Genomic DNA, 15,941 nt, shown 5'->3' with positions numbered 1-15,941 from the left:
GGATTAGCGATCCGGCACGGGTTCCGCGGCGCTGGGAACAATAGGCCGCCTGTTGTCGAGATAGCGAAGCAGGCGCCAGTCGCGGAAGCTCCAGCTTCGCCAGTTTTCCTGCAGGCCGCGATACCAGCCTTCATCGACACCGCGCAACCTTGCCAGTTCGCCGACGGCACCGGCATTGGCCGTCCCGCGCTGAGGATCGAAGAAGCGATCGAGCGCTGGAAACGCGTCCGGCCCGAGCGATCGGAGATACCAGGCGTCGAGCGGGATGCCTTGGCCGCTCATTTCGAGGGAATTGTCGACATTGTAGGTGGCGATCATGGCTGCGAAGTTGATGAAACAGCAGGCATAAAGCGTTAGGGATAACGTCAGAAGATTGGCGGAGAGCAGCCATTCACTGGATTTTCCGAGCGCGATACGGGCGACGATCAGCGCAAGGCCGGCCGCCACCAGTCCCATCCAGACGAAAGCGGCGACGCGCCAGTAGGTCAGCGCATAGATGCCGACATAGAGGTCGAGCCGCAGGATCGACGAGACGACCAGCATGATGTTCTGCGCCACCCAGGCATAGACCAGCCGACGGATGAGCGGGTCGGCCGATGTTTCGCTGCCGGGCCTCAGCGCCGCAAGGACAAAGCCGGCGGCCAGCAGCGCGGTGACGATCAAGGGATAGGCGCCGCGATGCGCGTAGGCGGCGTAGCTCAAACCATCGGGAAGCGCGACCCCGCCCCACAGATAGGTGGCGTCGAGTCCGCTCTGCAGCGCAAACAGAATGTTGAAGACGATCAACGCGCGCAGGATGGCGGCCTTGCCGAAGACGATGTCCTCGACGGCGTGCCTGTCGGCCGCTGGCTGGGCATCGGCAGGAGGGTGATTTGGCCTGGCGATGCGGCGCTGAAAGCGCGGCAGGCGTGGCCGCAGAAAGGCCCAGACGCCGGCAAGCACGAATAGCCAGAAGGCAATCCGCGTCAGCTGGATCAGGTCGAGCAGCTTGAAGACGTCGATCAGCGACAGCCAGTCTTCGATGACCGGATTGGCGGCACCGAAAAGGGCGACGAAGACCGCGCCCAGCGTCAGCGGCATTACCCAGACCGCGATTGCCGCCAGCCTTATGCGATGTCCGCCGAACCGCCGCGCCGCTCTTCGCCATTGGAGAAAATCGCCGAGGAACCGGACCGGTGCCGCCAGTCCGAACAGCACGATCTGGCCGGCAATGCGCGGCGTGCGGTGTCGCAGCCGGCCGCTCAGCGAAAGCGCGAACGCCACCAGCGCGGCAAGCGCGACCGAGACGGACAAGGGACTGACAGTCTCGGCCAGCGGCAACAGCGCGACAAGCAAGGCGGCCGACTTGAGCCACACCTTGCCGTCGCTGAAGGCGGCGGGATGCACGGCAACCATCGCGGCGGCAATCAGGATGGCGAACAGCGGAACCGTGATGCCGGCGGGCTGGCCGTAGAACAGGAAATCGGCGAGCGCGACCAGCAGCACGGCGACGCCGAAGCGGCTGCAATAGCTTGGCGCGGCGCGGAAGAAAGAGGTCACGGCCTGATCTTCCTGATGGCGTTCCTTCGCCATGGCGATGGGCTCTTGCGGACAAATGGGATGGGAGTTGCAGCGGTGTTGGCGCGTTGCGGGTCGACCAGCCACCAGCCTTCGCTGCGCAGCCGGTAAGGCAGACGGGGTTTTGCTCGCTTGTGCATGCCGCCTGTCTCGCAGGCCTGCAGGAAAGCGATGCGGCGGATCGGAGGAGGTTTTCGGCAGGCGCGTGCAGTTTTCGTGCAGGGCCGGCGGCTTGCCTCGCCCGGCCGCAACCGGCATAGATCTGGCATGACCGAAACCTACCGCCCGCGCCGCTCCGTGCTCTATGTCCCGGCCTCCAACGACAAGGCGCTGGCCAAGATCGCGCAGCTTGCCTGCGACGCCGTCATCATCGACCTCGAGGACGCCGTCGCCCCCGCCGACAAGATCGCCGCGCGCGAAAAACTGGCCGGCATTTTCGCCAACCGCCCTGATGCCAATGGCCGGCGACGCGAGATGGTGGTACGCGTCAATGCGCTGTCCAGCGAATGGGGCACTGACGATCTTGCGGCCGTGGCCAAGGCGGAGCCGGACGGCATCCTGCTGCCGAAGGTCGACACGCCGCGTGACGTGCTCGAAGTCGGCGATGTGCTGGACGATAATTTTGCCCCGGACAGCGTGAAACTATGGGCGATGATCGAGACGCCCAAGGCCATGCTCAACATCGGCGCCATCGCCGAACTCGGCCGCGACCCCGCCTCACGCCTGGATTGTTTCATCGCCGGAACGAATGACCTGATCAAGGATACCGGCGTGCTGGCGACGCCGGATCGCGCCTACCTGCTGCCATGGCTGATGCAGATGCTGCTGGCGGCACGCGCCGGCGGGATCGACATGCTCGATGGGGTGTTCAACGAGTTCCGCGACCCGGATGCGTTCGCGCGTGAGTGCACGCAGGCAGCCGCCATGGGCTTCGACGGCAAGACGCTGATCCATCCATCGCAGGTCGAGGCGGCCAACCGTGCCTTCGCTCCGTCGGCGCAGGCGCTGGCCGAGGCGCGCGCGGTGAAGGATGCCTTCGCGCTTGCGCAAAACAGTGGCAAGGGCGTCATCGCGCTGAATGGCAGGATGGTCGAGCGGTTGCACTTGGCGCAGGCCGAGAAACTTCTGGCGAAAGCGGCCGCCATCGGCGCATGATATTCGCCGATTTGGGATACACGACAGGAATTGAACGATGAAACTCTACCGCTTTCTCACCGCCCCGGACGACGCCAGCTTCTGCCATAAGGTGACGGCGGCGCTGAACAAGGGCTGGCACCTGTTCGGCTCGCCGACCTACGCCTACGACAAGAAGACCAAGACCATGCGCTGCGGCCAGGCCGTGGTGAAGGATGTCGATGGCCAGGAATACGGGCCGGATACGAAGCTCAGCGACTGGTAGGGAAACGCCGAGGGCTACTCCGCCGCCTCTTCGATCTTCTCCATATCATCGTCCGACAGGCCGAAATGGTGGCCGATCTCGTGGATCAGCACGTGGGTGACGATGTCGCCCAGCGTTTCCTCGTTTTCGGCCCAGTAGTCGAGCATGGCGCGGCGGTAGAGCGTGATGCGGTTCGGGCCTTCGCCGGTTTGCGGATTCCAGCGTTCGGCGATGCCGCGCCCCTCGAACAGGCCGAGCAGGTCGAACGGCGTTTCCAGCGACAGGTCGTCCATGATCTCGTCGGTCGGGAATTCGGCGATCTGGATGACGATCTCGCCGGTCAGCTTGCGAAAATCCTCCGGCAGGTGGGCGTAGGCCTCCAGGGCAAGGAACTCCAATTCCTCCATCGAGGGCGCAAGTTCACCATGCCAGGTGCGGGTCTTGTAGATGCGGGCCATGCTTTGTCCTTTGATCCCGGCATATAGGCGTTCGCGCTGGTCGAGGCAAATGACGCCTGTACGCCGGTGTCGCGCAAGAAGAGGAATAAATTCCTTGATGAGTCTGCTTGACTCTTCCGATCCCCTCTGGAATCTATAGGAACATAACAGGAACAATCGTGAGTGGAAGCTGACCGTCATGGCGATGACCGCCGTGGCGCGGGAGACTGTTTTTGCCCTGCGCCGCCAGATCGCGAAGATCGAGGGAACACTGCCCGAGCGCCTGCAGGCGCCGGCTGGCGCGCCCCTTGCTGACGCCGGCAGCGATCTGACGATCGTCCGGCGCGGGCTTGCCGCCGCCTTGCCGGATGCTTTCCTGCCCATCGGCATCGAGCGGCTCGATGCCGCGCTCAGCGGCGGCCTGCCGAAAGCCGCCCTGACCGAAATCCATGGCCTGGAAACCCGCGATGCGGGCGCCGTCGCCGGTTTCGCTCTGTCGATCGTCAGCCTGATCCTCAGCCAGGCGCAGGGGCTGCCCATCCTGTGGATCGGGACATCGGAAATTTTCCATGAGGCCGGCTTTCCCTATGCCAGGGGGCTGCATGCCTCGTTCGGCATCGAGCCCCAGCAATTGCTGTTTTCCGAGACGCCCAGGCTTGTCGATGCGCTGTGGATCGCCGAGGAGGCGGCCCGCATGACCGCGCTTGCCGCCGTCATCCTGGAGATCCGCGGCAATCCGCAGCGGCTGGACCTGACCGCGACACGCCGCCTGCATGCGCGGGCGCAAGGTGCCGGCCGGCCGGTGTTCCTGCTGCGGCAGGCGGCCGAGCCCGAACCGACGGCGGCGCCTGTTCGTCTGATTGTCGCTTCGGCGCCGGCCGTGCCGCGCGAAACAGTCGCCGGGCCGCTCGCCGGCTCGATCGGCCACCCGGCCTTCACCATCAGCATCGGCAAGAGCCGCACGGCCCTGCCTGGACAATTCACACTGGAGTGGAACCCCGATGAACGCAGATTCGATGAAAGAAGGGGCGAGGAAAGAAGCAGGGCAAGCAACGAATGGGCAGAGAATCCTGTCCCTGTGGTTTCCCTATCTCGCGACCGAAAGGATCCTGCGGCAGCGTCTGGGGAAATCCTGGCGTTCCCGGCCGCCGGATCATCCGCAGCCATCTCATCCACCGCTCGTGATCAGCCATCGCCAGGGCAACGCGCAGCGCATCTCGGCCCTCGACGCGCGGGCTGAGGCGCTGCACCTGAAACGCGACATGGGGATTGCCGACGCGCGCGCCATGCATCCGTCGATCGACATCGTCGAAGCCGATCCGGAGGCCGACCGGCGCCTGCTCGAGGGCCTTGCCGACTGGTGCGACCGCTACACGCCGCTGGTGGCGCTAGACGGCATTGACGGCCTGTTCCTCGACGTCACCGGCTGCACCCATCTGTTCGGCGGCGAACGCGCCATGCTGGACGAAATCCTGTCGCGCTTCTTCCAGCAGGGTTTCGACGTCCGCGCCGGGCTTGCCGGCACGCCCGGGGCGGCCTGGGCGGCGGCCCGCTTTTGCGGCGACCGCATCGTTCCATCAGGCGAGGAGGAAGCCCTGCTCGCCCCCTTGCCGCTGGCCGCCCTTCGCATAGCGCCGGAAACCCGTACCAGCCTGGAAAGTGTGGGGCTGCGCACGGCGGGTGCCGTCATGGCGGCACCGCGCGCGCCGCTCGCCCGCCGCTTCGGCGCTTTGCTGCTCCAGCGCCTCGACCAGGCGCTTGGCCGTCTCGACGAGGCGATCTCACCGCGTCTTCCCGTCGCGCCGCTTTCGGTCGAGCGTCATCTCGCCGAGCCCGTCACGCTGACGGAGGAAATAGAACGGCTGGTGGGCATGCTGGCGACGACCTTGAAGACCGACCTCGAACGCCGCGGCGAAGGCGCAAGGAGCCTGGCGCTGCTGCTTTTTCGCGTCGACGGCGCCGTCAGCCGCATCGCGCTCGGCACCTCGCGGCCGATGCGCGAACCCTTGCTGATCCGGAAATTGTTCCATGAAAGGCTGGCGGCACTCGAGCAGCATATCGATGCCGGCTTTGGCTTCGACCTGGTGCGCCTCTCGGTGCTGGCCGTCGCCGCTTTCGACATGCAGCAGGCCGATCTGACCGGCGAAGCGCCCGATGACGGCGCCGACATCGCCCTGTTCGCCGACCGTATCCGCGCCCGCCTCGGCAAGGGCGCGGTTCTGCAGCCGGTTCCCGTGGAAAGCCACCTGCCGGAACGCGCCGTCGCCGTCATTCCCTTCACCGAAGCCCCGCGCCGGACCACACCACCCAAGAAGCCGGACAGGATGCAGGCGCCGATGACCATCTTCCCGCCGGAACGACCGATCCGGCTGTTCCGTTCGCCCGAGCCCATCGAGGTGCCGGCCACCGAAATGCCGGAGGGACCGCCGCTGCATTTTCGTTGGCGCCGCGCGCTTTACCGTGTGACGCGCGCCGAAGGACCGGAGCGCATCGCCGCCGAATGGTGGCGCGAGGCGCCGGGCGACGCGGCGGCGTCGACACGCGATTATTTCCGCATCGAGGATGCCGGTGGCCGCCGCTACTGGCTCTACCGGCAAGGCCTTTACGGCGGCGTCTCGCAAACCCCGCCGCGCTGGTTCATGCATGGGGTCTTCGCATGAACGCGCTGACAGTCATTCCTTATGCCGAGTTCGGCATCCAGTCGAATTTCTCCTTCCTGCGCGGCGCCTCCAAACCCGAGGAGCTGGTGGTCGCGGCCAAGCTCATGGGCTTCTCCGCGATCGGGCTCGCCGACCGCAACAGCGTCGCCGGCGTGGTGCGCGCCTGGCAGCAGGCCAAGGTCGAAAAGCTTGCCTACCATCCCGGCTGCCGGCTGGTTTTTGGCGACGGCACGCCGGACATTCTCGCCTATCCCAGGGACCGTGCGGGCTGGGGCCATCTGTGCCGCATGCTCACCCAGGCCAATCTGCGTGACGAGACCGAAAAGGGCGCCACCCTGCTCCGGCGCGACGACCTGCTCGAATGGGGGGACCGGATGTCGCTGGCGGTCCTGCCCGATCTGGCGGCCGGCGCGCAAGACAGTCTGGCTTTGCTCCGTGAATTCAAGGATCGCTTCGGCAGGACCCTGCGGCTCGGCGTCTCACCCTGTTATGCCGGCCATGATCGCTTCCGGATCGAGCAGGCGGCGGCGTTCGCCGAGAGCAGCGGCATCCCGCTGATGGCGACCAACGACGTGCTCTACCACACGGCCGAACGGCGCCCGCTGCAGGACGTGCTGACCGCGATCCGCCTCAATGTTCCGGTCGCCGAGGTGGGGCTGGAACTGACCGCCAATGCCGAACGCCATCTGAAGCCGCCGCTGGAAATGGCGCGCCTGTTCCGCCGGTATCCGCAGGCGCTGGCGGAGACGCTGCGTTTTGCAGAGGGCCTGGAATTTTCACTGGAGGAGCTGAAGCACAACTACCCGGAAGAGACAACCGAGGCAGGCGTCGACCCTCAGACCGAACTGGAAAGATTGACTTGGGATGGTGCTAGGAAACGTTACCCCGAGGGCGTCCCAGACAAGGTAGAAGGTCTCATCCGGCATGAACTCGCAATTGTCGGGTTGAAGAAATACGCTCGTTATTTCCTTACTGTTCGAGACATCGTTCGGTTTGCGCGCTCGGAGGGTGTTCTGTGTCAGGGACGCGGCTCCGCCGCGAACTCTGTCATTTGCTATTGTCTTGAGATTACGGAAGTTGACCCCAGCCTCCTGGACGTTCTTTTTGAACGCTTTGTTTCAACGGAGCGTGACGAGCCTCCGGACATTGATGTCGATTTCGAGCATGAAAAGCGCGACGTCGTCATCAAGTATATTTACGATAAATACAGCAGCAAGCGCACGGCGCTTGCTGCTGCTGTTATCAGCTATCGCGGCCGCTCGGCGCTACGTGAAGTGGCTAAGGCCATGGGTTTGTCCGAGGATGTCAGGAGTGCATTGTCGAGTACGATATGGGGCTGGTCGACCTCCGAGCTTGGAGAAAAGGAGGCTCACGCTGGCGGCATCAACCGAGCCGACCCGTTGGCAAGGCTAGTGATCGAACGCTCCAACGATATTATGGGCTTCCCCCGTCACCTGTCGCAGCATGTTGGCGGCTTCGTCATCACTAAGGATCGGCTCGATGAGATCGTGCCTATCGTCAAGACGGCGATGGACGAGCGCAAAATGGTCGAATGGGACAAGGATGACTTAGACAATGTCGGCATTCTTAAAGTCGATGTGCTGGCGCTTGGCATGCTGTCTTGCCTGAGGCGCGCTTTTGATCTGCTGGAAACTCACTACGGGGTGAGAGACAAATATGGCCGGCGCCTTACCCTTGCAACAATCCCTCAAAAGGATGACCGCGTCTACGACATGATCTGTCGTGCCGACACGCTTGGCGTCTTTCAGATCGAATCGCGCGCCCAAATGTCCATGCTACCACGCCTAAGGCCGCGCGAATTTTACGACCTCGTCATCGAGGTGGCGATCGTACGGCCGGGCCCGATCCAAGGCGATATGGTGCACCCTTATCTTCGTCGGCGACAGAAGAAGGAGAAGGTCGATTATCCGAGCAAGGAGCTTGAAATCATTCTGAAGCGGACGCTCGGTGTACCTCTGTTTCAAGAGCAGGCAATGAAGATCGCCATTGATGCCGGAGGGTTCTCTCCCGGTGAAGCAGACAAGCTAAGACGCGCGATGGCTACCTTTAAACGAAATGGCACGATCGGAAATTATGAAACGCTAATGGTCGAAGGAATGGTCAAGAAAGGCTACGAAAAGGACTTCGCCGAGCGCTGTTTCAAGCAGATCGAGGGCTTTGGCGAGTATGGCTTTCCCGAAAGCCACGCCGCCTCCTTCGCCCTGCTCGTCTATGCCTCCTGCTGGTTCAAGACCTTCTACCCGGACGTGTTCTGCGCCGCGATCCTGAATTCGCAGCCGATGGGCTTCTATCAGCCGGCGCAGCTGGTGCGCGACGCCCGCGACCATGGCGTCGACATCCGCGAGGTCGACGTCAATTTCTCCGTCTGGGACTGCACCTTGGAAAAGGCGCTTTTCGACCCGGCCCGCATCCTGCCGCGCCATGCCGAAATGCGCGGTGTCATCGAGACTCAGCATGCGGTGCGGCTCGGCTTCCGGCAGATCAAGGGACTTTCCAAGGAACGCATGGAGGTTTTCGTCGAGCGGCGCGGCGCCGGCTACTCGACGGTCCGGGATGTCTGGCTGCGCTCCGGCCTCAATGTCGACGAGATCGAGAAATTGGCGCAGGCCGACGCCTTTCGTTCCATCGGCCTCGACCGCCGCGCGGCACTATGGGAGGTCCGCGCGCTTGACGGCAAGAGTGCCGCCGAGAAGCTGCCGCTGTTCGACCAGCCGGCGCTCAGCCTGCGCGAGCTGGAGCCCGAGACGAAGCTGCCGAAAATGCCGCTCGGCGAGCATGTCATCCATGACTACCGCTCGCTCGGCCTGTCGCTGAAGGCGCATCCGGTCGCCTTCCTGCGCGAGCGGCTCGACCGCGCCGGCATCACTCCCAATGCCAGCCTGCCTTCCGTGCGCGACGGCAGGCGGGTCTCCGTTGCCGGGCTGGTGCTGGTGCGCCAGCGCCCCGGCAAGGGCAACGCGATCTTTCTCACGCTGGAAGACGACAAGGCCGTCGCCAACGTCATCTTCTGGGAAAGGACCTTCACCCGTTTCCGGCCCATCGTCATGGGTGCCCGGTTTGTGAAGGTCACCGGAAAACTGCAGTCGGAATCAGGTGTCGTCCATATCGTCGCCGAGAAGATCGAGGACCTGACGCCCTGGCTGACCGTGCTGCTGGAGAAGGTCGGTGCGGCCGCACTGCCGGCCGCCGATCCTTCGGACCGCTCCGGCCAACCCGCAATTCGGCCCGCGATGCTGAAAGACGAACGGGATCTCGCAACGCTGTCGGAAGAGGCGGAGAGGGTCATGCCCAAAGGGCGTAATTTTCAGTAGGCCCGACCCACCTTCGTCATCCACGGGCGAGCAGGAGCGAAGCTCCGTCGCGGCGACCCGAGGACGACAAACGTGATGGGTTGCTCAGCCGTAGATCTGCTTGTGGATCTGGTAGAGCATTTCCGAACGGTCGGCGCGCATGTCGGCCAGATCGCGGCTGGAGAAGCTGTCGATTTCGGCGATGAGGCGATTGTAGTGCTTGCGCTTGGCGATGCTGGTGCGAGCGCGGGTCACGAGGTCGTTGAAGATCATAGCAAGGTTCCTTCTGTGCCGCATTCGGCGCGGCCGTTTCTTCCTCCCTTGATCGGTACGGATCATGACATAGGAATGGTGCGTTGCAAAAAGAAGATGTTGCAATGCACCATTGCAGCCAGCGCATAGCCGGTTAATGGCTTCCTAAGCTCCCGCACGACGCGCGGCCCGGGCCGGCAGGCGAGCCGCCTCCCATTTTGTCTTACAAATTAGCGTTACCCCGTCTTGCCAGATCGATTGCGGGCTGGCTTGATCCAATGTCACCTGATGCCTGGAGGAAACATGGCGGCCGCAGATTATTATGAAGTTCTCGATCCGCGTTTCGGGCGCCTGTTCAACGGCAACGCGCAGGTGGAGAAGCTGTTCACCGGCTGCCGGTGGGCGGAAGGGCCGGCCTGGTTCGCCGCCGGCCGCTATGTCGTCTGGTCGGACATTCCGAACAACCGCATGATGCGCTACGACGAGACGGACGGCAGCGTCAGTGTCTTCCGTCAGCCGTCCGGCAATTCCAACGGCAACACCGTCGACCGGCAAGGCCGGCTGGTCACCTGCGAGCATTCGGGCCGGCGCGTCAGCCGCACCGAGCATGACGGCTCGATCACCACCATCGCCGCCAAATGGAAGGGCAAGCCGCTGAACTCGCCCAACGACGCGGTGGTGAAGTCCGACGGCTCGATCTGGTTCACCGATCCGACCTACGGCATCGACACCGACTATGAGGGCGACAAAGCCGAGAGTGAAATCGGCGCCTGCCACGTCTACCGGGTCGATCCCGACACGGGCGATATCGAGGCTGTCATCACCGACATGGTCAGGCCGAACGGCCTTGCCTTCTCGCTCGACGAAAGCCTGCTCTATGTCGTCGACACCGGCCGCACGCATGGCGCCGAGAACCCGGCGCATATGCGGGTGTTCAATGTCGGCAAGCACGGCAAGAAGGTTTCCGGAGGCAAGGTGTTCGCCGACTGCACGGCCGGACTGTTCGACGGCTTCCGGCTCGACGCCGATGGGCGTATCTGGACGAGTGCCGCCGACGGCATCCATTGCTACGATCCCGACGGCACGCTGATCGGCAAGGTCAAGGTGCCGGAGGTGACCGCCAATTGCGTTTTCGGCGGCGCCAAGCTGAACTGTCTCTACATCGCCGGCACCACCTCGCTTTATTCGGTGCGGCTGATGGTGAATGGGGCCAAGACCTATTGAGTCTGCTGGAAACGCTTCTCTGGCGTCCCTTATTGGCCGTTTTGCGGGTAGCCACAGCGCCCGCTTCGCCGCGGCTTCCGGAGCCACGATCCTGCAGTTCGCCGGAGCGGAGTTCGAAGCCGCCTGTCGGCGGTATCAGACACAATTCAAGGGGAGGGCGTCATGCCATTCGTCAACATCCGCATCGTCAAGGAAGTGATCGCCGCCGATCCGGCCGGCAAGAAGGCTGACATCGCCAGGAAAGTCACGGCGGCCATCATGGACGCCACCGGGCTGGGCAATGACGATGTCTGGGTGGTCTTCGAGGAGGTCAACGCCCGCGACTGGTATGTCGGCAAGACCGACGTGGAGACGTTGAGAGGCAAGAAATAATCCCAAGGCGCGATGAGCGCCGCAAATCCGGGCTCTGCTCAGGACGGTGAAGGTGCGGCGGCCGTATCCGCGCCTGCCGTGCGTCCGCCGACCGTACCTTCACCCGGCCGGCGCTTCGCCCAGCTCTCCAGCCAGTCGCGGCTTTGCATCTCGATCAGCCGCGATGCGGTTCGCTCGAATTCGAACACCTCGACGCCGCGCTTGGCCACATAAAGCGCGTGCGGTGGCGCCTCGGCGCTCACCACCAGCCGCGTATGATGGTCGTAGAGCGTGTCGATCAACAGGATGAAGCGTTTGGCCTCGTTGCGCTTGCCTTCGCCCAGTACCGGCACACGGTCGATGAAAACAGTCGAAAACCGCCCGGTGATCGCCAGGTAATCGCGCGCGCCGAGCGGCTTTTCGCAGAGGTCGGCGAAGGTGAAACGCGCAGCGTCACCAGCGGCGGCCGGTACCACCACCTTGCGTCCCTTCAGCGTCAGCGAGGTCTCGGCCGTCGGCGCACCGCGCGTCATCGCCTGCCAGGCCTCGTCGAGCGCCTGGTCGGCCGCCGCATCGGCCGGCGTGACATAGACCGGCGTACGGGCGAGCTTTTCCAGCCGGTAATCCTTGTCGCTGTCCAGCGACAGCACCTGCGCGTGGCGTTCCAGTATGGCGATGAACGGTAGGAAAAGCTGGCGGTTCAACCCGTCACGGTAAAGGTCTTGCGGCGCCACGTTCGAGGTGGCCACCAGTACGACCCCGTTGGCAAACAGTGCCGAGAACAGCCTGGACAGGATCATGGCGTCGGCGATGTCGGTGACCGAGAACTCGTCGAAACACAGCACCCAGGCCTGCTCGGCGAGCGCCTTGGCCACCGGCGGGATCGGATCGTCTTCCCTGACCGTGCCTTCCTTGCGCGCCTGCCGGTGTTTCTGGATACGGTCCTGCACATCGGCCATGAAGTCGTTGAAATGCACACGGCGCTTGCGCCTGACTGGCAGGAGCTCGAAGAACATGTCCATCAGCATGGTCTTGCCGCGGCCGACGCCGCCATGGATGTAGAGGCCCTTGACAGCTTCATGCGTCTCGCGCTTGCGCGCAAACAGCCAGCCCAGTGCACTGGACTTGTGCGCCAGCCGCTTGGCCGAGATCTCGACGGTCAGCCGGTCGAGCGCGGCGGCGATCGCTTCCTGCGCAGCATCGCGCTCGATCGCGCCTGATACCACCAGATGGTCGTAGCGCTGCCGGACGGTCGGATGGGTCTGAAGGCCGTCACGCAGATGCATCGATCACGTCATTGTTCAGAGCAGGATGCCCAGAGAAAGGGTGCGCCGAGATTGAGGTCACGCCGCCGGCATCACCTGAATGTCGGCATCTCCTACCTCGTAAGCGAGATCGGTTGCCCGTTGGAAGTCTGGCCGTCGAATTTCGAGCCGCCCGACGAATAGAGCCGCGCCAGCGAACCGCCATTCTCGTCATAAAGCGTCAGCTGCTTGCCGGCGACGTTCCACGACTTGATGCCGTCGATCGGCGCCGGGCAATGCAGCGGCCCGGCGCGGAAACCGGCGCCGAACTTGGTCTGCGGCGTCGCCACCTTGCAGCTCTGGCCGGAGACGCTGACGTTCCAGACACCGGCGACGGCCGCCGCGCTGAGATCGGCGGCACCCGCGGGCGCCGCGCCGTCCGGCGGCAGCGAAGCAACTTGCGTGTTAGCCGGCGCGGTCGGGAACCGCGACGGGTCGGTGGTGCCGGGTGAGGCCGGCGGCGGCAGCTGGTTGGAACTCACCTGGCCAGCGGGGGCTGGCTGCAGCGGCGCCGGTTGCTGGTCGTCCATCGACGAGAAGCGTGAGGTTGAGCAGCCGCTCGCAACGAGTGCCGCCAGGGATACGGCCACCAGGCCGCCTTTCGAAAAATTCATTACAACCTCCGTCGGATCCGGCTGGGGGGAAACCGTCCGCGCAATCTCACCTCCACCAAGATGGAGAAGGTGGCGAAATTTCAACCCGATATGGTTAAAATAGGGTTTGTGGTATGAATTGTTGCAAATTTATCGCACTCACCCGGCGAGCGGCGCACTCGGCACGAACACATATCCGTCCGGTCCGACGATATAGCACTCGCGCAGACCATGCGGCTTGTCGATCGCGCCGGCCAGCACGATGTGGCCATGCTCCAGCGCCGCCGCCTCGATCGCGTCGGGCTCCGCGCCATAGAGACGCAGTTCGATGCCGGCACCGCGCGTCTCCGTACCCGCGATGGAGCCCGTCATGGGATTGTCGAGATAAGAATGGTCCGCATGCAGCATGAACACCGATCCCAGAAGCTCGAGCGCGGCGAAATCCTCGTCGGCATAGACGATGCGGGCGCCAAGCACGTCACCGCAGAAGGCTTCCATCGCCGCCATGTCCGATACCAGCAGATTGACGCCGATGCCGCGCGGCAGCGAGCGGCCGAAATCCTCGGCCTTCATCCAGGGTGTCTTGGTCCGCTTCATCGCCATGCGTCTTCCTCCTGATGCCGCGATCCTAGCCGAGACCGCCTTGCCGCCCTTGGCCTTCGGCCGGCAAACGCTTGCGCCAGCCGCGTCAGGGCTTATGTCTATGGCCAATTCCAGGAAAGGTGTGTGGCGATTTCCCCGGGAAACGCGCAGCACTTTCCCCCTGGGAATTGAGTGAAAACAAAGAGTTCACCGAAACCCGCCGGAGCGCAGACCTTGGCCGCCAGAAAGAAAGCCGCCAACCGCTACTACAGCGGCCCGCCCAGCGACCATTTCGACGGCAGCCTGTTCTTCAATCCCGGCGGCCGGATGCCCGGCCCCTTCAAGGATCTGCTGAAATGGCAGTTCAGCGGCCAGCGCTCGAAATGGCCGGCTGCCAGCCCGAGCCCCTTTGCGCAGGCAAAGCCGGCGGCGGCGGTCGAAGGCGCCGATCTGGTCGTGACCATGGTCGGCCATTCGACCTTGCTGATCCAGACAGCCGGGCTGAACATCCTTACCGATCCGGTCTGGTCGGAGCGCACATCGCCGTTCTCCTTTGCCGGACCCAGGCGCGTCAATCCGCCGGGTATCGCCCTTGGCGATCTACCGGCGATCGACCTCGTGCTGGTCAGCCACAACCACTATGACCATCTCGACCTTGCCACGCTGAGGCAGTTGCAGGAGAAGCACGATCCGCTGGTGGTGACGCCGCTCGGCAACGATGCCATCATCGCCGCCGCGGTGCCCGGGACGCGGCTTTCCGCGCATGACTGGGGCGACAGGGTCGATGTCTCCGACGGCACCGCTATCCACGTCGAGCCCGCGCATCACTGGTCGGCGCGCGGGGCGCGCGACCGGCGCATGGCGCTGTGGGCCGGCTTCGTCATCGAGACGCCGGGCGGAAAGATCTATTTCGCCGGTGATACCGGCTTCCACGGCGGCATCAACTACCGGCTGATGGCGGAGAGGCATGGCGGCTTCCGCTTCGCCATCCTGCCGATCGGCGCCTACGAGCCGCGCTGGTTCATGGCGCCGCAGCACCAGAACCCCGAGGAAGCGGTCCAGGGCATGTCGTTGTGCAACGCAGCCTTCGCCGCCGGCTGCCATTGGGGCACGTTCCAGCTCACCGACGAGCCGTTCGACGAACCGGTGCGGAAGCTGGCCGAGGCGCTGGACGGCCGAGGCATCCCACAGGAGCGCTTTCGCGCCTTGCGGCCCGGCGAGATCTGGGAAGTGCCCCGGATATGATCGCCTCGATGGCTGGAATGACCGTTTACGCTGCCATGGTTTCGCTGATGGTCATCCGCGGACAGGATAGGGGAATCAGATGAAGTCAATCATGGCAGGTCTTTTGGCGCTGGCGGTCTCTGCGCCGGCGGCTTTCGCGGGCGAGATCAGCGATCGGGCGGCCGAGGCCGAGAAGCTGCTCCAGTCGGGTGATGGCGCCGGTGCGCTGGAGAAATTCAGCAGCGCCCAGGAAGCGCTCTGGCAAGCGATGCCGCTTGGCGTCCTGAACGTCAAGCAAGTCGACACGGCCTCCGGCTTCGGTATCTACAGCGAGCGCGCCAACCACATCTACAAGCCCGGCGAGAAAATCGTGCTGTACATGGAGCCGGTCGGCTATGGCTACGGCAAGGACGGCCTCGGCAACAGCATGATCGCGCTCTCTGTCGACATCACCGTCGTGTCCGCAGCCGGCGAAACGCTCGGCACAATGGAAAAAGTCGGCCGTGTTCAGATCGCCTCTCGCTCGCACAATCGCGAACTGTTCTTCAAACTCGACCTCTCCCTCGACGGCCTGCCGGCCGGCAAATACCGGTGCAACTTCGTCATGCATGACGAGAATTCGAGCAAGACGGCCCCCTTCAGCACGGATATCGAGATCGCCGGCTGAGGCGATGCCGGGAAAACCACCGATGTCCGATGGAGACGGCACCGGCGGGGACGAAATCCGCGTCGGGCGTAATGTCTTCATCAATCAGAACTGCACTTTTTACGACCTCGGCTGCCTCGACATCGCCGACGCTATCTCCCGGCCTCGGGAACCCAAGTACGACAGCCGCGTTTTTCAACCGGTTTCAATGTGTCCGGCTTGCGAGGCGTTCCCATGCTCAAATGGATCATCATTCTCCTGATCATCGCCGCCGCGGCGAGCCTGCTCGGCATGCCGGCGCTGGCGGGCGCGGCCGCCACTGGCGCGCGCATTCTCATCGGCATCGTGCTCATCATCTTCCTGTTGATCTTGCTTGGGGTCTTTGCGGTAACGTAAGTCCCGCACCTTCGCCGTGAAAGCGG

Annotated in this window: 16 protein-coding genes; 10 read left to right on the top strand and 6 right to left on the bottom strand. The window is 63.9% G+C overall.

The window, feature by feature from the left end:
• Nucleotides 1-3: 3 nt before the first annotated feature.
• Nucleotides 4-1,539 carry a DUF4173 domain-containing protein gene (locus tag FJ527_RS09540; protein WP_140823082.1) on the bottom strand — a complete coding sequence of 512 codons (1,536 nt, stop codon included), beginning with the start codon at nucleotides 1,537-1,539 and terminating at the stop codon, nucleotides 4-6.
• Between the two features lie 285 nt (nucleotides 1,540-1,824).
• Between FJ527_RS09540 and FJ527_RS09535 the strand changes: the two genes are divergently transcribed.
• Both FJ527_RS09535 and FJ527_RS09530 read left to right on the top strand, forming a co-directional pair.
• On the top strand, nucleotides 1,825-2,712 hold the full coding sequence (locus FJ527_RS09535; protein WP_140822858.1) for a CoA ester lyase: 888 nt from the start codon (nucleotides 1,825-1,827) through the stop codon (nucleotides 2,710-2,712).
• A 37-nt stretch (nucleotides 2,713-2,749) separates the two neighbouring features.
• On the top strand, nucleotides 2,750-2,956 hold the full coding sequence (locus tag FJ527_RS09530; RefSeq protein WP_015314987.1) for a DUF1737 domain-containing protein: 207 nt from the start codon (nucleotides 2,750-2,752) through the stop codon (nucleotides 2,954-2,956).
• Between the two features lie 14 nt (nucleotides 2,957-2,970).
• Here the strand turns inward: FJ527_RS09530 and FJ527_RS09525 are convergent, their stop codons facing one another.
• Entirely contained in the window at nucleotides 2,971-3,393 is a 423-nt protein-coding gene (locus FJ527_RS09525) for a metallopeptidase family protein (protein ID WP_023774502.1), read from the bottom strand.
• A 178-nt stretch (nucleotides 3,394-3,571) separates the two neighbouring features.
• Here FJ527_RS09525 and FJ527_RS09520 point away from each other — a divergent pair, with 178 nt between their 5' ends.
• The 3 genes from FJ527_RS09520 to FJ527_RS09510 are packed head-to-tail and all read left to right on the top strand — an operon-like array spanning nucleotide 3,572 to nucleotide 9,364.
• On the top strand, nucleotides 3,572-4,612 hold the full coding sequence (locus FJ527_RS09520; protein ID WP_140822856.1) for a hypothetical protein: 1,041 nt from the start codon (nucleotides 3,572-3,574) through the stop codon (nucleotides 4,610-4,612).
• Nucleotides 4,554-6,032, top strand: a complete 1,479-nt coding sequence (locus tag FJ527_RS09515) for a DUF6504 family protein (RefSeq protein ID WP_140822854.1) — start codon at nucleotides 4,554-4,556, stop codon at nucleotides 6,030-6,032. The genes FJ527_RS09520 and FJ527_RS09515 overlap by 59 nt, the downstream gene beginning before the upstream one ends.
• Nucleotides 6,029-9,364, top strand: coding sequence for an error-prone DNA polymerase (locus FJ527_RS09510; protein ID WP_140822852.1), 3,336 nt, complete (start codon nucleotides 6,029-6,031; stop codon nucleotides 9,362-9,364). Before FJ527_RS09515 ends, FJ527_RS09510 begins: the two co-directional genes overlap by 4 nt.
• Before the next feature lie 84 nt (nucleotides 9,365-9,448).
• Here the strand turns inward: FJ527_RS09510 and FJ527_RS09505 are convergent, their stop codons facing one another.
• Nucleotides 9,449-9,616, bottom strand: a complete 168-nt coding sequence (locus tag FJ527_RS09505) for a hypothetical protein (protein ID WP_015314993.1) — start codon at nucleotides 9,614-9,616, stop codon at nucleotides 9,449-9,451.
• 282 nt (nucleotides 9,617-9,898) lie between these two features.
• Between FJ527_RS09505 and FJ527_RS09500 the strand changes: the two genes are divergently transcribed.
• Nucleotides 9,899-10,819: an SMP-30/gluconolactonase/LRE family protein gene (locus tag FJ527_RS09500; RefSeq protein WP_015314994.1), complete on the top strand. Its 921-nt coding sequence runs from the start codon at nucleotides 9,899-9,901 to the stop codon at nucleotides 10,817-10,819.
• A 162-nt stretch (nucleotides 10,820-10,981) separates the two neighbouring features.
• Entirely contained in the window at nucleotides 10,982-11,191 is a 210-nt protein-coding gene (locus FJ527_RS09495; protein ID WP_140618294.1) for a 4-oxalocrotonate tautomerase family protein, read from the top strand.
• Nucleotides 11,192-11,229: 38 nt separating this feature from the next.
• Here the strand turns inward: FJ527_RS09495 and zapE are convergent, their stop codons facing one another.
• The 3 genes from zapE to FJ527_RS09480 all read right to left on the bottom strand — a co-directional run bounded on the left by zapE (nucleotide 11,230) and on the right by FJ527_RS09480 (nucleotide 13,670).
• Complete coding sequence (gene zapE / locus FJ527_RS09490; RefSeq protein ID WP_140822850.1) at nucleotides 11,230-12,456, bottom strand: cell division protein ZapE; 1,227 nt, start codon at nucleotides 12,454-12,456, stop codon at nucleotides 11,230-11,232.
• A 92-nt stretch (nucleotides 12,457-12,548) separates the two neighbouring features.
• Complete coding sequence (locus FJ527_RS09485) at nucleotides 12,549-13,088, bottom strand: protease inhibitor Inh/omp19 family protein (RefSeq protein ID WP_015314997.1); 540 nt, start codon at nucleotides 13,086-13,088, stop codon at nucleotides 12,549-12,551.
• Nucleotides 13,089-13,226: 138 nt separating this feature from the next.
• On the bottom strand, nucleotides 13,227-13,670 hold the full coding sequence (locus FJ527_RS09480; RefSeq protein WP_015314998.1) for a hypothetical protein: 444 nt from the start codon (nucleotides 13,668-13,670) through the stop codon (nucleotides 13,227-13,229).
• Between the two features lie 213 nt (nucleotides 13,671-13,883).
• Here FJ527_RS09480 and FJ527_RS09475 point away from each other — a divergent pair, with 213 nt between their 5' ends.
• The 3 genes from FJ527_RS09475 (at nucleotide 13,884) to FJ527_RS09460 (ending at nucleotide 15,915) form a co-directional block, all read left to right on the top strand.
• Complete coding sequence (locus FJ527_RS09475) at nucleotides 13,884-14,894, top strand: MBL fold metallo-hydrolase (protein WP_140618297.1); 1,011 nt, start codon at nucleotides 13,884-13,886, stop codon at nucleotides 14,892-14,894.
• 79 nt (nucleotides 14,895-14,973) lie between these two features.
• Nucleotides 14,974-15,540 (top strand): hypothetical protein, encoded by a 567-nt coding sequence (locus FJ527_RS09470; RefSeq protein WP_140822848.1) that lies wholly within the window; start codon nucleotides 14,974-14,976, stop codon nucleotides 15,538-15,540.
• 213 nt (nucleotides 15,541-15,753) lie between these two features.
• Nucleotides 15,754-15,915, top strand: a complete 162-nt coding sequence (locus FJ527_RS09460; RefSeq protein ID WP_015315001.1) for a DUF1328 family protein — start codon at nucleotides 15,754-15,756, stop codon at nucleotides 15,913-15,915.
• The last annotated feature ends 26 nt before the right edge of the window (nucleotides 15,916-15,941 follow it).

The organism is Mesorhizobium sp. B2-4-18, from assembly GCF_006441385.1.
Classification (GTDB): domain Bacteria; phylum Pseudomonadota; class Alphaproteobacteria; order Rhizobiales; family Rhizobiaceae; genus Mesorhizobium; species Mesorhizobium australicum.
Note: the sequence above shows the minus strand (reverse complement) of the source record. Positions and strands in the feature narration are given on the sequence as shown.

Bases quoted from the DNA above. Each gene is read 5' to 3' on its own strand.
- FJ527_RS09535 (WP_140822858.1), top strand. From the start codon at position 1,825: ATGACCGAAACCTACCGCCCGCGCCGCTCCGTGCTCTATGTCCCGGCC.
- FJ527_RS09530 (WP_015314987.1), top strand. From the start codon at position 2,750: ATGAAACTCTACCGCTTTCTCACCGCCCCGGACGACGCCAGCTTCTGC.
- FJ527_RS09525 (WP_023774502.1), bottom strand. From the start codon at position 3,393: ATGGCCCGCATCTACAAGACCCGCACCTGGCATGGTGAACTTGCGCCC.
- FJ527_RS09520 (WP_140822856.1), top strand. From the start codon at position 3,572: ATGGCGATGACCGCCGTGGCGCGGGAGACTGTTTTTGCCCTGCGCCGC.
- FJ527_RS09510 (WP_140822852.1), top strand. From the start codon at position 6,029: ATGAACGCGCTGACAGTCATTCCTTATGCCGAGTTCGGCATCCAGTCG.
- FJ527_RS09505 (WP_015314993.1), bottom strand. From the start codon at position 9,616: ATGATCTTCAACGACCTCGTGACCCGCGCTCGCACCAGCATCGCCAAG.
- FJ527_RS09500 (WP_015314994.1), top strand. From the start codon at position 9,899: ATGGCGGCCGCAGATTATTATGAAGTTCTCGATCCGCGTTTCGGGCGC.
- FJ527_RS09495 (WP_140618294.1), top strand. From the start codon at position 10,982: ATGCCATTCGTCAACATCCGCATCGTCAAGGAAGTGATCGCCGCCGAT.
- zapE (WP_140822850.1), bottom strand. From the start codon at position 12,456: ATGCATCTGCGTGACGGCCTTCAGACCCATCCGACCGTCCGGCAGCGC.
- FJ527_RS09485 (WP_015314997.1), bottom strand. From the start codon at position 13,088: ATGAATTTTTCGAAAGGCGGCCTGGTGGCCGTATCCCTGGCGGCACTC.
- FJ527_RS09480 (WP_015314998.1), bottom strand. From the start codon at position 13,670: ATGGCGATGAAGCGGACCAAGACACCCTGGATGAAGGCCGAGGATTTC.
- FJ527_RS09470 (WP_140822848.1), top strand. From the start codon at position 14,974: ATGAAGTCAATCATGGCAGGTCTTTTGGCGCTGGCGGTCTCTGCGCCG.
- FJ527_RS09460 (WP_015315001.1), top strand. From the start codon at position 15,754: ATGCTCAAATGGATCATCATTCTCCTGATCATCGCCGCCGCGGCGAGC.